The sequence below is a fragment of the Gelidibacter sp. F63206 genome (assembly GCF_023015735.1).
This window is the reverse complement of record NZ_JALKAU010000080.1, coordinates 1-15907: the sequence shown is the minus strand read 5'-3', so window position 1 is coordinate 15907 and position 15907 is coordinate 1. Positions and strand designations below refer to the sequence as shown.

Annotated in this window: 11 protein-coding genes; 5 read left to right on the top strand and 6 right to left on the bottom strand. The window is 34.7% G+C overall.

Features of this window, described 5'->3' with window-relative positions; genetic code table 11:
- Nucleotides 1–989 precede the first annotated feature (989 nt).
- On the top strand, nucleotides 990–1529 hold the full coding sequence (locus tag MWU32_RS04580) for a helix-turn-helix domain-containing protein (protein WP_246938178.1): 540 nt from the start codon (nucleotides 990–992) through the stop codon (nucleotides 1527–1529).
- A gap of 923 nt (nucleotides 1530–2452) precedes the next feature.
- Here MWU32_RS04580 and MWU32_RS04575 read toward each other — a convergent pair.
- Complete coding sequence (locus tag MWU32_RS04575) at nucleotides 2453–2650, bottom strand: hypothetical protein (protein WP_246938177.1); 198 nt, start codon at nucleotides 2648–2650, stop codon at nucleotides 2453–2455.
- Nucleotides 2651–3257: 607 nt separating this feature from the next.
- On the opposite strand from MWU32_RS04575, the gene MWU32_RS04570 reads away from it, so the two are divergent.
- The 4 genes from MWU32_RS04570 (at nucleotide 3258) to MWU32_RS04555 (ending at nucleotide 6600) form a co-directional block, all read left to right on the top strand.
- Nucleotides 3258–3623, top strand: a complete 366-nt coding sequence (locus MWU32_RS04570) for a hypothetical protein (protein WP_246938176.1) — start codon at nucleotides 3258–3260, stop codon at nucleotides 3621–3623.
- 50 nt (nucleotides 3624–3673) lie between these two features.
- The gene (locus MWU32_RS04565) at nucleotides 3674–4567 is read left to right on the top strand and encodes an AraC family transcriptional regulator (protein ID WP_246938175.1); all 894 of its coding nucleotides are present in this window, start codon (nucleotides 3674–3676) and stop codon (nucleotides 4565–4567) included.
- A gap of 136 nt (nucleotides 4568–4703) precedes the next feature.
- Nucleotides 4704–6230, top strand: a complete 1527-nt coding sequence (locus tag MWU32_RS04560) for a MauE/DoxX family redox-associated membrane protein (protein ID WP_246938174.1) — start codon at nucleotides 4704–4706, stop codon at nucleotides 6228–6230.
- A gap of 73 nt (nucleotides 6231–6303) precedes the next feature.
- Nucleotides 6304–6600 carry a DUF6520 family protein gene (locus MWU32_RS04555; protein WP_246938173.1) on the top strand — a complete coding sequence of 99 codons (297 nt, stop codon included), beginning with the start codon at nucleotides 6304–6306 and terminating at the stop codon, nucleotides 6598–6600.
- A gap of 112 nt (nucleotides 6601–6712) precedes the next feature.
- Here the strand turns inward: MWU32_RS04555 and MWU32_RS04550 are convergent, their stop codons facing one another.
- The 5 genes from MWU32_RS04550 to MWU32_RS04530 form a co-directional block, all read right to left on the bottom strand.
- Complete coding sequence (locus tag MWU32_RS04550) at nucleotides 6713–9292, bottom strand: S9 family peptidase (protein ID WP_246938172.1); 2580 nt, start codon at nucleotides 9290–9292, stop codon at nucleotides 6713–6715.
- 26 nt (nucleotides 9293–9318) lie between these two features.
- Nucleotides 9319–10707, bottom strand: a complete 1389-nt coding sequence (locus MWU32_RS04545) for a RagB/SusD family nutrient uptake outer membrane protein (RefSeq protein ID WP_246938171.1) — start codon at nucleotides 10705–10707, stop codon at nucleotides 9319–9321.
- Between the two features lie 16 nt (nucleotides 10708–10723).
- A complete protein-coding gene (locus MWU32_RS04540; RefSeq protein ID WP_246938170.1) occupies nucleotides 10724–14032 on the bottom strand; it encodes a SusC/RagA family TonB-linked outer membrane protein in 3309 nt (1102 codons plus the stop codon).
- Nucleotides 14033–14316: 284 nt separating this feature from the next.
- Nucleotides 14317–15480 carry a FecR family protein gene (locus MWU32_RS04535; RefSeq protein ID WP_246938169.1) on the bottom strand — a complete coding sequence of 388 codons (1164 nt, stop codon included), beginning with the start codon at nucleotides 15478–15480 and terminating at the stop codon, nucleotides 14317–14319.
- A gap of 232 nt (nucleotides 15481–15712) precedes the next feature.
- On the bottom strand, nucleotides 15713–15907 hold a 195-nt coding region (locus MWU32_RS04530), incomplete at its 5' end, for a sigma factor-like helix-turn-helix DNA-binding protein (protein WP_246938168.1).

Genomic DNA, 15907 nt, shown 5'->3' with positions numbered 1-15907 from the left:
ATTTAATTTGACCTCCTGAACGATTGTGCCAACATTTGTAGGGAGGTTTTTTTGTGAAAACTATAGGTGCATGGGCTCCATTTTTTTTAAAGTTAAATTGGGAAGTTGCCGCATATGGTTTGGTGCATAGCGGCAGCTATCCCAAAGACTAATTCTAACTGTTCGCTATGTGGCACTGTCTTTTATAGTGCTGCCATGTTCTTAGGGATTTAGAGTTTGCAATTGGCGATAGCGAGGTTTTTGTTGCAAACTCCAGTTGTAGCGTATCTCAATGATGAGGTTTAGGCTTGGTCACAATTGATTTTTCATGCGTGTTTTGGTTTTAAATTGTTAGTCCTGTTTTATAAACGCCTGTGCTGTCCTCTGATTAAGGTAAAACCTCAAAATATTTGGAAAACGTTAAGATTGATGCTACTTTTAAACTGTCGATTATTAAAATGAGCATCAATCTGGGTTTCTTCCAAAAAAAGGGAAACCTAAGGCGGTTTTGGATTTTGTAATGTTTGGGCTTAATACTCCCTAACATTGCATTACCTGTTGTAAGTATGATTTTTTTTGAAGCCGTTTTCCTGTCGGAACGTAGTGGGGAGCTACTGGCTAGAAACAAAAAATCGTTCTCACAATTGAAATTATGGAACGATGTTTCTCTTAGGGGAAAAAATATGAAGAATTGAAAAAACCAATTAGCGGCCTAGCTCCTTCGATATCGTGTGGAAATCCGGATGAAAACCTTAGAGATAAATCTCTTGTCCATCGAAGTACAAACGCATAGACCGCCCATTGGAAGTTTCAAATATATGAAAAAACCAAATAAGGCGACTCTATGGTTGACTCTCTAGGACTTTAATTTTCCGGATTAATTCCCGATTAGAGAGACATCATTAGTTAAAGCGCTCAGCGCTTAACTATTAGTGTCGCATTAATTACTATACAAATATAGCAAAATATTGTATTCATACAAATAATTTATTAATTAATTATATTTTTATATGAGTTCTTCTAAGAAATCAAGATTGGTATCGCCTGATTATAGAGTACGTTTAGGAGCAGAGCTGAAGTTAGTTCGTGACAGTTTGTATTATACTAAGAGTATGGTTGCGGAGATGTTGGGACTGTCAGTAATCACAATTGGTAATATTGAAAAGGGTGTAACGATTAATATTGATTACTATGTTGAATATGCTAAATCAGTTGGATATCCTCTAGGAACATTAACTGAATACAACATAGAAATGAAACCATTATATCCTTTATCTCAGGATATTTCTGGGGATATTAATTTTACAAAGGTCATTCATATAAATATTTTAGAATCGGGATTCCTTGATGAGAAAAGAACATTGGAAGAAATTAGAACTCAATTATATATTACTAATCCTGATTTAAAACTTCTTATAGATAAAGCAAATATTTCAAGCATCTTAGGGCACTTAAAGAGAGAAAAACTTATTAAATTCATCCCTGGAACTGATGGAGAACGGGGTATTAAAAAAGGAGCTTATAAGAAAGTTACTGAATTAAAAGAGTAGGTGAGTTGTTTGAATCAAGATGAATTAATAAAGACGAGATAATAGGTTGGAAGGAATCAAGTTTACCTCAAAGAATAAATCAGAATCAAAATTTTTAAACTTAAAGACACCCTGCTACTAGAGACATCAAGTTTTTGTCATTTTAAATCAGTAAAAGGTGGTAAAAAGGTGGTCAAAACAAAAGAATAAAATTTTTATCTTTTTGTGGTAAACTGAAATTTGAGATAGGGTAGTGGGGTCTGTAATAGCCTTTTTCCTCTCATACACTCTTCATGCATTATCCATGGAGTATCCATGGAGTATCCATGGCGTTGATACAATTAACGATTGAAGATTGAAAATTGGAGATTGATTTTTGAATAACGAGTAACGAATAATAAATATCTAATAACGAATAATGGTCAACTCCATACAGGGATATTCATTACACAAGACAGTTTTAGGATTGTGGACTGTGGGGGAAAATACCAATAATGATATAAGGTTTTTTTTGTTCCTTTTTTTAAACTTTGCTTTTTTTCAAACTCCCCTTTTTTCAAACTCCCCTTTCTTCACCTTCGTTGCACTACGGTGAATTCATTCCCCAAGTTTTATTCAAACTCCCCGTCCAAACTGCGGCCAACGCGCCGGCTCGCCCCTTCGCTAAAATAGTCCACTGGACTATTTTTTTACGCTCGGTCGCCTCTTTGGCTAAAGAGGGGAGCTGGATTGTGAAGATTTATGAGTTTTGGAGTTTGATGTTTTTTATTTTTTTATTAATGAAGAGGTTTGGAGTGGTCTTGTGTTTATGAGTAGGTCATCTTTAAAACATTTGATTTTTGTATATTTGCACCCTTCCGTCTTTAAGCACAATGCTGCGCTAAAATCCATCTTCCCTTTAATCCCAATATATTATCGAGGAAAGGATTTTTTTGATTTGTTATTTAGCCTTTACCATTTAATAAATCGTAGACTTGATCATAGGGTAATCCCAAATAATCGCATGCCTCGGCAATAGTGATCAATTGGTGCTTCTTTTTTTTGTGCAGCAGTCGGATATCGCGCAATATGTCTCTTGCATAACGTTCGCTCTTTCCCGTTATCCAACAAATATCCTTGCTGTATATACAAATTCTTTGCATCAGAAGATTATTTTAAGATAAAAAAAGTTAATGGCAGTATTTAGTCAGCAGCCCGCCCGTACCGTCGGCCTGAACTAATTCCGGCAGAAAATGGTACGTTCGGGCGAGTCAGCAGTCAGCAGTTGGCAGGCTTCAGTGATCCGTTTAGAGTTTGCGGAAAGTAATTCCCAAATATTACGGAGGTTCGATCTGTTTTTTTTGCTTTACCTAGTCGTTGTCGGATGACGGTGGACTGGCAAGTTAACTGAGATGTAGGTTTTTGATTTAGTCATGATAGCGGGATTAAGTTTAGATTTAGGATTTTTTTTTAAAATTTCATGGCGCTTGTAATAAATCTTTTTATTGCGAAGCGATTGATTATTAGGTTTTTATTGTCGATAGATCAGCTGATTCTATCAGGGAAACTATAAAATTAATTGTGACGTTCATAATTTACCTCCAGATTTCTAACTTAGTAATCCCTTTGAGAACACAAATTATCCTTGTGAGCACAAAACTTTACTTAATTCTGCGTAAAACATTGATTAAAAAAGTGTTATGAGGTGCTTTTGGGTTAAACGGATTGTTTTTTTTCATATGTTAGAGGCTCCAATCAATCTTCATACTTATGAAAGAGACTACTTACTCTAAAATTTGGATGGCGGATGGCATTCTTATTTTTGTATATAAACCACTTCCTGTCCTTGATTATAGCACGGCAAAAATTGTGGTAAATGAACGGCTTCATTACCAGCAAGACGTTTCCTATCCGGTATTGTGCGATCTTCAAGGTATAAAGGATGCTGATAAATCGGCACGGGATTATCTTGCGAATGAAGGTTCGTTTTTATTAAAAGCTGTAGCACTGGTTGACACAAGAGCGATTATAGAGGCGCTATTGCGTGTTTATATCCACAGGAGCAAACCGCTCATTCCGACGCAGTTGTTTGAAAATCAATATGAGGCTATGCATTTTCTAAAATCCTATCGCTGATGCAAAGTCCGTTTAATACACATCGACTACAGCAAATCCAACGGTTGATCATGACATTGATTGTAGGCGGGGGATCTTATCTAATAGAACGTTCAGAGGAAGATGATGATATTGAATTGGTGCTTTTGACGGCCAACCTCTTGGTGGAGGAACTGGCCGATACTTTGCGGTATGTGGGGTATTTAGATTCGCCGGAGGCCATCAAGGAATATGTAAACATGATATTTGTTCTGGATACCGGTTTTCAAGTGCGGTATGTCAACAACACCGTTCAGACGTTATTGGGACAGGAATTTGATGTGTTACTAGAGGCTCCTTTTTCTGATCTGTTAACGGCAGAATCATTGTCAAGTTGGCAATTGATTGCGAGGGATTTGCTTTATGAAGACCATTATCACGGGATACATGACCTTTCTTTTAAGGTTCCGGGGGCGTTAACCAAAAGGTGCACTTGTGCTTTTAGTACCGTTTTCATAGCGGAATGGTCTGTATCATTTATTTTGGTGACCACCTTTGAGACTTCACTGAACAGATTGTTTATAGAAGATAGAATCAAGGCTCTATTAGCCTCCCGAGATTTGCGATCTCGTGCAAAACCAAACCCTCCCTTTAAACTATCCAATGAAAAGGATGTTCGAATTATTCAGGGCGTTCGGGATCGTATTCTCCAAAACATTTCACAACCGCTACCTGGATTGCGGGTTTTGGCCCATGAATTTGGTACCAATGAGCACAAATTAAAAAATGGCTTTAAGCAATTGTATGGCACTTCTGTTTACCGTTTTTTAACCCAAGAGCGCTTAAAACGAGCCAATATGCTTCTGCAGAATACCAGCCTACCGGTAAAAGGAATTGCTCAAATGACCGGATTTAAAAACATGTCCCATTTTTCGAAAGCATTTAAAAAGCAATATGGGGTCACGTCGATGGCTTTGAGGAAGTAATCTCGATTCAAGATTCAAGATTCAAAGTGATTTTTTAATTGGTTTGCATCTTTTTTATAAAATCCCTTAGGGACTATCGGTTATCCTTTTGAAAACATTACAATTCACGAATTTTACTCCTACTTAAGATTCTGTTATGAAATTGAGATGGGAGATATTGAAACACTATATTTTAGAGATTGGCATTTATTTGTGTGCGTTCTTATTTGTGTATGCTGCTGTAAGTAAGTTGTTGGATTTTGAAACCTTTGAAACCCAGTTGGGTCAGTCACCGTTATTGAGTGCTTATGCCAAACCAGTGGCCATTGGGGTGCCATTATTGGAACTGCTTATATCGTTTTTCTTAGTGTTTAAGCGCACCAGACGGATTGCTCTATATGGTTTTTTTGCCATGATGGTGATGTTTACCACCTATATTGTGATTATCCTGAACTTTACTGATTTTGTGCCTTGTTCTTGTGGTGGGGTGTTGGAAGCTTTGGGGTGGACGGAGCATTTGATATTTAATATTTGTTTTATCATCCTTGCACTTATCGCCTTGGTGTTAAAAAAGAAACAGGATGATTCTCAAAAAATGAGTTTGATAAAACCTAGATTATTTATTATATCAATAATAAGTATCTTTATTGGAGGAGTTATATCTGTCAGTACATTATATCTATTATCTGAAAAAGAAATACAAAGAAACAACAGTTTTTTGCGCAGGTATCCACCACATCCTGTAACCACAATAAAAGGTTTAAATATCAAGTACAATTCCTATTATATAGCGGGAGTTGCAGAGGACCGTATATATCTTGGAAATACTAGTGCTCCTGCTCATATTTTGAGTGTTGATACCATGCTTTCAAATATAAAAACATATGCGATAAAGCTGGATAATGAACAACAAATTACTTTTTTTTCTCCTCAAATCAGGATACATACACCATACTTTTTTTTGATTGATGGTAATGTGCCTGTTATTTTTAAAGGAAAAATATCCGATTGGGAAGCAAAATTATTCTGGAGAGGAGATAGTAACCATCTCATTTCGCAAGTTGAACCTGTATCACCCACACAATTTGTTTTTAGGAGTATCGACAAGAAAAGTAATCAAAATGTCATTGGTCGCTTTGACTTCGAAAGTTATGATACCATTAGAATATCTGATAATTTGTTACAAAAACAGACTGATGGAATTTTTGACACAGATGGTCAGTTAAGATATAATTCGGAATTAAATCGCATATTATACGTGTACAATTACAGGAATGAATTTATAACATCAGATATACAGCTCAAACTTGATTATCATGGACGTACAATTGATACGGTAAGAAATGCTGTAATCAAAATAGCTTCCACAAATTCAGGTAAGGTCAGGACTCTTGCTGAGCAACCACTGATAGTAAATCGGCAAAGTTATTCTTTCGGAAAATACTTATTTATTAAATCCGATAGGTTAGGAAAATATGAACCAGAAGAAATGCTAGGAGATGCTTCAATTGTTGATGTTTATAATTTGAGGAAGCATACTTATGAGTTTAGTTTTTACTTATATAATTATAAAAGGGAGAAAATAACGAGTTTCCAGATTTATCGAAATATTTTAATTGGACTTAGTGATCATTATATAGTTCTATATCGTTTACAACCATTAAATTTTGAACTGAACTATTAAAAATATACGGCTGTATCAGGGGAAGATCGAAAACCTGTGAAAGAGTAGATCTTAATAATTAAATTTTAATATCATGAAAGTAAAAATTTTTAAAATGGTTTTGCCAGTGTTTGTGTTGATGCTGGCGGTAGTTAGTGCTTTTGCTTTTAAAAGTGTAGAGGATAAAGCACTATTAGCTCCTGAACTAGGATGGATAAATCTGTCTAGTCAACCTTGTGCAATACAAGTAACTGATTGTGATAACACTCCAAGTGAATTTGTATGTACTGCATTCTATGAAGGTGAATCTCATCAGGTCTTTGGAAAAACAGGTACTCAACCTCTTGTGTGTAATAAACAACTGTTTAGATCAAATATGGGATCTCGGTAATTATAAGACTGTAAAAAGGGTGCTCTTTTAATAAGGGCACCTCTTTAATTAAAGAAAAAATGAATTGGTCAGAGTTTAATTTACACAATCTATAGACGACACCTTATTTTAATTAATCATTTATCCAATCTTCCTTAGGAAAACCTTTAAGGTGATGATTGAACCAGCTCATTGTTTTGGAGGTTATATCCATTTGATTGGAAGGGTTTATGAGTACGTGTTCCTCATTTGCATAAATTAAAAAAGTGGCTTCCTTTTCGAGTCTCCATAATGCCGCATATAATTTTGTGCTATAAGAAGGGTTTACCATTTTATCATTACTCCCAGTCCATAATAATACAGGAGTATTTATTGTTTTTACATTCATGATTGGGGACTCAGATAAAAATTTACTTTCAGTAAATGGAATTTTATTTCTGAATTGTTCACTTTCAAAACGCTCCATATTCGAGAGGTTCGAAGAGTCTATGTCAAGGTAAAAACTTAATAAGTCATTCACTCCTGCACTTGAGATGGCAGCCTTAAATTTGTCTGTTTGGCTGATGATATAGGAGGTTTCAAACCCACCGAAAGAATGCCCGACTAGCCCAATATTGTTTTCGTCAATTGAACCGACTATTATTGCTTTGTCGACAGCTGACAATACACAGTCTAAAGCTGATTTTCCAGGGTTATTGAGTTTGTAATCAATGTCCGGTAACAATACAAAATAATCTTCTGAAGTAAAATTAGTTATATTAAAACCTATAAAATTTCTTAATGAGGGAAAAATGTATTCATGTAAAACACGTGATTTATTTTCATAAATAGATACAATCATGGGGTATTTTTTTTTTACATTATAATTGGCAGGGTAAAACAATGCCCCCTTTAGTTCCTTACCATTAGGGCTTTGATAATTTATTAGTTCTGATCTCCCCCAATAAAAATGTTTTTGTTGTTCATTCGACTGTGCAATCACTATTTGGTTTCCACCTATAGTAGTACTTATTAATTTTGGAGAAACATCAAACCTACTTTCAAGAAACTGGAAACTGTTATTTTTTCCAATCTTACTAATGTAGATTATTTTAGAATCCTTATGTACGATTTCTACAAAACCATCTTTTGTATTCCAAATACCAAATCCTTCACTTAATTTTTCTGTGTTCAATGTTCGGATAATTAATCCTCTGTTTAAATCATAATATTCAGAAACATCTCCAATAAAATTATCTCTGATAGTACCTTGTAAATAAGTGTTAATACGATAACAAACTTTATCATTTGAACCATTAGTTAATCTTTGATATTTCTTGCCATCAGCCGAGAATAACCAAATATCAAACTGATCATAAACAATAATTTGTCCTGTTGTAGTCCATCCTCCAAAACCATAAGCTCTGTGATTATCAAGACGATCACTATTTGATTTGTTAAATATTGCTTGAATATCCTTTGTAAGACATGTATGTTTTTTTGTTTTGATGTTATAGCTCCACCAGTTTTTATCTTTAAAATAGGCTATATAATTTCCCTTAGGATCGATGCCAATGTGATGATTAACGCGCAATTGTTTTTCTATTATTTTCTTTTTAATACCCGAATTTAGATCCATCAGGTAAACATCACTATATCTGTCACCATATTCATGCAAAGGAAGATATACATTGTTGTCTAGTAATACTGCCTGTTGATAATTGTCTGTCATGCCACAGGCAATTAAATTGTTGTCCTCAATTTCATATACCAAATTTTCTGAAGGAAGCCAAACATTCCATTGCATAAAATTTATCTTGGATTTTGGAGGGATTTCTTTATCTGAAGATTTCCATACCTGAACTTTTGTAATTCCTTCCGATATTTTGCTATTGGGCTTAGTATCAAAAAAGACCTTATCTCCATTGTCTGAAATGTACAGTTTGGTTTTTATGATATGTCCATCAATCGGGAAATTTTTGGCGCTGAAAGGATTCAAATAATATATGTTTAAGTTCATGATTACATTAGGTGCAAAAGCTATCTTATAATCCTCTTTTTCTTTATCGGAAATATAATAAGCTAAAGAATTTCCTGTGCTATTCCATGTTAATTGTTGATATCTTGAATTAATGATTTGCGACAAAATAGTTTGTTTTTTTAATTCCGATAGATTTATCAATTTTACTGATTCATTTTGATCGTCAGATTCAATTATGGCCAAATATTTCTCTGTTGGGCTCAATCTGTATTCTTTAATGTTTTCAAATTTCTGCACTTGTCCGGTTTTAATATTTTTCAGAACTAATCTGCTCGATACTTTAGAATTACATTGATAGATAAGATATTTTCCATCATTTGTAAATTGAAATTTAATTACACCGGGATATTTTTCTTGTTTACCTGTCAATGTTTCTAAAATGAATAATGTTTCTGATTTCAGAAAACCGAACAAATTCCCTTTTGATGTAATCATTTCATTATGCCCTGAGGGAAAGGCATACTGAAAATTAGTAATAGTGTTTTTGAAAAACAAGGTATCGGAATTATTCTCATATAGTTTTGAGAAAGATGTCCATTTACCGTCATCAGAGGTCACTCCCATTTTGAGGGTATGCCACAGGTTATAATCTTGCGGGGAGAGTATTTTTTTTTCTTGAGAACTACAAGTCCATCCATAAAATGTCACTATTATTAAATACCAAATATTTATATGAAAACTTAAGTCTTTCATCTTACTACTTTTTATTGATTAAGGAATTAATATCCCTCATTTTGAGGTAATAAATTAGGGTTAAGCAACAGTTCAGATTGTGGGATAGGGAACAATATATCTGTTGTATCCCAACCTGGTTTTATAGGAGACAGTTTGTTATTTAATAGTCCCATGCGTTTTAAATCAAAAAAGCGATGCCCTAATTCACTGAAAAATTCTATACGACGCTCTTGTATAATAGCTTCTATGAACTGCTGTTCTGTCTCTGCTGATGTATCGGCCAATGACGCTCGATTTCGGATTTTGTTAAGATCCTTTTTTGCTCCATCAGAATCACCTAAATGCATCCGTGCTTCAGCCCTTATTAGGTATAATTCCTCTAATCGAAATAAGATGGAATATTCATTGGATGTGGTTTCAGCGGTGCTTTGCTTATATTTAAACGGATAATACCAAGTATCTTCCTTTCCTTCAACCCTTCCAATCCAGTGTTCTTGACGAAGATCACCTGGTTCAAAAGCATGCATTAGACTTGGACTTAATGCCCGATTGGGAGGTGGTCCCATTGTGAAAATATAACTTTGTCCTTCTTGTGTAGGTAATCCATTCTTACTTGGCGGCATTTGCCATATTGTCCCTGTACTGGTCTTTAAAAAAACATCATCAAGTGATTCTACCCATTCAAAATTATTTGAATTTATCACTGAACTTGCTTCAATTTCGGCCAATTCCCATTCCTTTTTGTATGAATATATTCTTGCCAATAAGGACTTTACAGTATTAATACCCGGACGTGTTTTAAATTGGCTTTGGTTTACCGCAGGAATAATAGATTTTGACTTCTTCAAATCATCTATCAACAATGTATATATCTGTGTTTGCGGTAATTTTCCTATAGTAGTATTTATAATATAATCTGTAGTAGTTATATACGGAATATCACCAAAGAGATTTAAAAGATGAAAATGAATATAGGCTCTTAGAAACAATACTTCTCCCAAAAGTCTATCCTTATCAATTTGAGAAATTGTAGTAGAATTTTCCAAACCTTCTTTTACCGCATTAGCTGCATAGACCAGATTAAAACTTCCTTTCCATAAAGAAGTAACAAATGAATTGGTTGAAATTAGAGAGTTTTGATAAAATTGAAGTTCGATTGATCCATTACTATAGGTATCGAGTTCATCTGCATAACTTCCAAGTAATATTGAAATACCTAATGAGTTACCGCAGACTAACACATCATTTTGCAACTTACTATAAATGTTTGCCATGGCGGCTTCAGCTGTTCCAACATCACTAAATACAATATTACTTGTAAGCTTTGAATCCGGAAGATCAACTTCAATAAAACTTTCACAGTTGAATAAAACTATCGATACAAATAGTAAGACTATAAAGTTTGAAGGTTTGTTACATTTTATTTTTTTCATAATATTTTACTTTTGATTAAAATTTCAGTTCTACACCCATAGAAAATACACGTAAGGGAGGTAAATTCATTGATGATTGATTTTCAGGATCAGCCCCTTTAAATGTAGTTAATGTAAAGAGGTTTTGTCCCTGCATATAAATACGGCAACTTGTTAATTCCGGCCATATAATTGGAAGTGTATAGGATAATGAAATGTTCTTAAGCCTGATAAATGAAGCATCACTAAAAGCTCTGTCACTACTTAGAAATCTAAAATATGCAGTTGTAGCCTCATAATTAAGACCAGTCGTATAAAGTTGAATAGAGCTTTCATCTCCTGGTTGTTGCCAGGGATTAGCGAAATCTATAGGCAGATTACTTGCAATCCCTGGTAATACTCCAAATGAATTATAATTGTTTCCTAATTGTTTTACAAACTGAAATAAAAAGTCCAACTGCCAATTTTTATAACTAAAACTATTTTGTAGTCCTCCATAATAATTCGGTGTTGTTTGTACCAATTTCATCCTGTCATTAGCGGCAGTAATTCGTTCATCTTCGTCGTAATCTTCAAATTCATATATACCCGTTTGTTGATTTACTCCAATAAAATGATATACTCTGTGTATGTCCAATGGTTGACCAATCACATATTTATTTGAGTAAGTTGAGCCCTCAAGATTAGGAAATGAAATTAGCTTGTTTTTAGGTAAAGTCAGGTTTAAAGAGGTAGTCCATTTAAAATTGTCATTATTTGCGATTTTGCCTTCTAATTCAAACTCCCAACCTGTATTCTCAACTGTAGCATCTAGGTTAGCAGTTACGAGCGGAAAACCTGTAGTTGCTGGTAATGGAATACCAACTAATTGATTAGAAGCACGATTTCGATAATATGCTGTAGATAAATATAATCTATCATTAAAAAAGCCTAATTCTATTGCTCCCTCAGTTTTTTTATTGGTTTCCCAGCTAAAGTCAGGATTAAATAATTGAGTTGGCTCTAAACCTACGACTCCTTCATAACTATTGCCTGATAAGCTGTAAGTATTTAAAAACTGGTAATCCCCAATCCTGTCACTTCCAGTAGTTCCAAAGCTTCCCCTTAGCTTTCCAAAGCTCAGCCATTCGATTTTTTCTTCAAAAAACTTTCCCTTTGTAAAGATCCAAGCTAACCCTACAGCACCAAAATTAGCAAACCTTTTTTCGGGACCGAAACGGCTAGAGCCATCCCTGCGTCCTGTAAGATTTATAAAATACTTATCACTGTAAGAAAAGTTGATTCTACCAAACAAAGCACTATATCTATATTCTGAATTGTTGGAGCTCAATGCTTGAATATTTGAAGCTGCAGTAATATTATTGATGAGGTTATTATTAGAAAATCCCCAACCATATAGCCCTGATTGCGTACGCCGACTATTTTGGAATGTTGCGCCAACTAAAATACTTACCAGCCCATCTAAAATTTCTTGTTTAAAAGATAACTGTGGCTCAAAGTTCGAGGATTGTAATTTTGCATCATTTAATAGTAAAGTGGACATTTCACTATTATATCCATACGCGGGATTATAAATAGTGTGAGGACTGGCTTTTGATTCCTGTAAGCTTGAGTCTGTAAATCCCAAACTTGTTTTTAATTCCCAATTATCAAACGGACGATATATAAGCGTACTGTTGGCTATTAAATTGTTGTTCTTTGCCAGATATTTTTCTTCTAATAATCGGTATGGATTGTTCCACGTTGAATTTTCCCAATTGAGTTTTCCTTCTAAATTATAGGGTTCAGGTGCGTTTGGAGCTAAAATATAGGCTTGTCTTGTAAGATCAGTTGCTAATAAGTTATTCTGATCTGAAATATAGTTTCCAGAAAGTGACGCTTCAAATTTTTTGTTATCTGAAATATGGTTGACATTAAAGTTTGCTGCAGTCTTTCTAAATTTAAAATCTCCTGGAAATACTGTAGTCTCTTTATAATGTGTAGCGCTAATCAAAAAACGTGTACTTACTGATCCCCCAGATATTGAGGTTTGAACGCTATTTGAATAAGCAGTTCCGCCAATTAGCTCACTTTGCCAATCTGTATAACGATTTCTATCCCAGTTTCCATTGACATCATTCGCATAGGGAGGGAATTTTGTAAAACCATCATTAGATAATGCTTGTTCACGCATAGCTAAATATTGCTCGGTATGCATCAGTTTCAGTTTTCTTGTAACATTCCCAACACCTGTATAAGTGTTAATGTTAAAGTTCGTTTTGCCCTCTTTTCCTTTTTTAGTGGTTATCAGGACTACTCCGTTTGCACCACGTGATCCATAAATAGCAGTGGCGTCAGCATCCTTCAAAACCTCGATACTTTCTATATCGGCAGGGTTAATACTGTTAAGTGGGCTTAAACCACCTCGGGTACTAGGTAGTATTCCCCCAGATATTGAAGTATCTCCAATATTTTCAGTTCCAAAGGGAATACCGTCCACAATGTATAAAGGCGCATTTCCGTCAGTTCTAAGGCTATTTTTCCCACGAATCTGAATGTCAAAACCACCACCAGGAACACCTGTCGATTGCGTGATATGTACTCCTGCCATACGTCCCTGCATTGCTGCAAGCGGATTACTTACAGGTTGCTTTTCTATATCTTTTGTTGTTATCCTCGCAATACTCCCAGTTTTCTCCCTATCTGTAGTGCTATAATAGCCCGCATTGATCTGTACCTCTTCCAGAGCAGTCGCATCCTCTTGTAGTGTGACATTTATAATGGTACGATTTTCAATGGGAATAGTAAGCGTCGTATATCCCAAATAAGATATTTTGAGGCTGTCAGTCGGTCTGGCGGTGATAGAATATTGTCCGTCAAAATCGGTCACGACGCCGCGGTTGGTGTTTTTGATTAGCACGTTCGCACCAGAAATGGGCAAGTTGCCATCGGTAACCTTGCCAGTGACCACAAAATCCTGTTGTAAACTATTTTTAAGGGGTTTTTGTTTAACAATTATTGTATTGTCTTTAGTCACCACAATATCCAAGTCTTTAAAAGATAAGCTTTTTTGTAATAGTTTATTTGTAGTTATGATTCCCTTTTTTACTTGGATGGTGGGAAAATCCTTAAATAAATCTACCTCGTAAATAAAGTTGTAATCTGTTTGGTCCATAATGAGACCAAACACCTGATCCACTGTCAATGTTTTATCCTCAACTATGTTGATTTTAGAATTCTGGGATACCACATTATTAGGTGTTAAGCTAAAAACCGTTGCGCAGCAGAGGAAAATGAATGTTCTCATCATGGCCATTAAAAGCTTTCTTCTGAATAGAAAAGCAGTATTAGTTAATTTAATTTGCATAAATTTGTAATGTATTAGTTAGTTAAACAATTAATTAATATTCATTTAAGAGGGGTGTAGTACTATACTTGCAGGTAGAAACTACATCCTTTCTTATATTATCGTGCCAACAAGCCAGCTGGCACTTTCACTAAAATAGTCCACAGGACTATTTTTACGTTCCGTCCGGGTTTGAACATTGTTCCCTTTTTTTCGGAATTTACTTTAAATGTTTATCATATTTATTTTGGATTGGTTATACTTGAATGATTTATACGAATAGTGTTGTTTTATTTTACCTGTTTTTATTTAAGAATTATTGTTTTGTCAATTATTTCATAATTGTCAAAGGAACTAGACATGATCACTGATAGAATATCTTCGATGTTTTGATGCTTTCTCAATACGCCATTAAATTGAACCTTTTCAAGAGATTTATTTTCAAAAACCACATCCACATCATACCATCGAGAAAGTGATGCCATAATTTCCTTTAATGATTTTTCTTTAAAGCTGAATATGCCGTCTTTCCATGATACTTCTGTTTTTAAATTTACTGTTGAAACGGTTAATGTATTAGTAAACACATTGACATTGGATTGTTGGCCGGGAACCAAATTTTGAGTTTTGTTTTGATAGTTTACCGCTACTTTTCCTTCGACCAAAGTCGTATAAATATTTGATTCATGTTTATAGGCTTTAACATTGAACTCTGTACCCAAAACCTCTATTTCTTGCTGGTTGTGCAGCAGCTTGAATTTTGCTCCTTTATGTTTAGAACTGTGAGATACTTCAAAATAAGCCTCTCCATACATAAGCTCTACCTGACGGCTTTCGCCGTCGGTAAAACTTACTGGGTATTTTAGTTGGGTTTCGGAGTTCAACCATACCCGTGTACCATCTGCGAGGGATAATTGAAACTGCCCGCCTCGTGGGATTGTAAGATGGTTATAGACTAATTCTCGGGAAGTACTGTTATTATAAATTATCTGCTCGCCATTACTTGTAGCGTTTTGAGTTTGAATAGACGTGTTTTTTTCTAAAGAAATTGTTTCTCCCGTTTCAAGCGTTAAGGTGGCTTTGTCCGTACCAGGATGGATGTTATGGCGTACTATTGTAGCACTTGGTGCTATGATGTCGTTATTTAACACACGATCTCTAAAAAAATAAGTTGATGCCATAATACCCACTACAACTGCTGCCGCGGCATAACGCCATATTCTTCTTGTTGAAGATCTTCTTTTTTCATGCTTCGCAGTTTTTAGGATGTTTTGATACATCGTTTGTGCTCGTTTCGGTTCAATGTCAGGGATCTCTTCAAATAGTTGCATTACCTCATTGAAGTTAGGTAAATTGTCCGTCCCTTTTGTTTGTTTTACATATTTGATGATTGTTGCGATTTCTTGTGACGTACAATCATTTTTAACAAACTTTAGCAGGAGTTTTTGTATATCGGGTACTTGATTCATTCGTGCCTAAATTATCGGTATCTATATAAACAACCATTGAGAATCATTTTTGTGTTACTCAAAAGTTATTTTATTTTCAGAAAATGAACAAATCATACCAAATTGCAGAAGCATAATATCTGTTAAACCTCTTTAAATTCAAGGTGTCTTGAGTATAATTGCTATGAAAATCAAATGTGTAAAAAAAGGTGGATTTTTTTTGAAAAGTGGTGTAACCCTGAATTTTTAAATATTATTTCAACCACTTAAATGCCAATAGCAAGAGTGTAAAGGAGATGTCGCTGTTTTTTAAAAGAAAGACTCGAAGCGCTTCAAGGGCTTTGTTCATTTGGCTTTTTACTGTATTTATTGAGATGCCTAATTCTTGGCTGATCTCTTTATAGCTTTTGCCTTCATTCCGTGACATTTCGAAAATTAATCTTCGTCG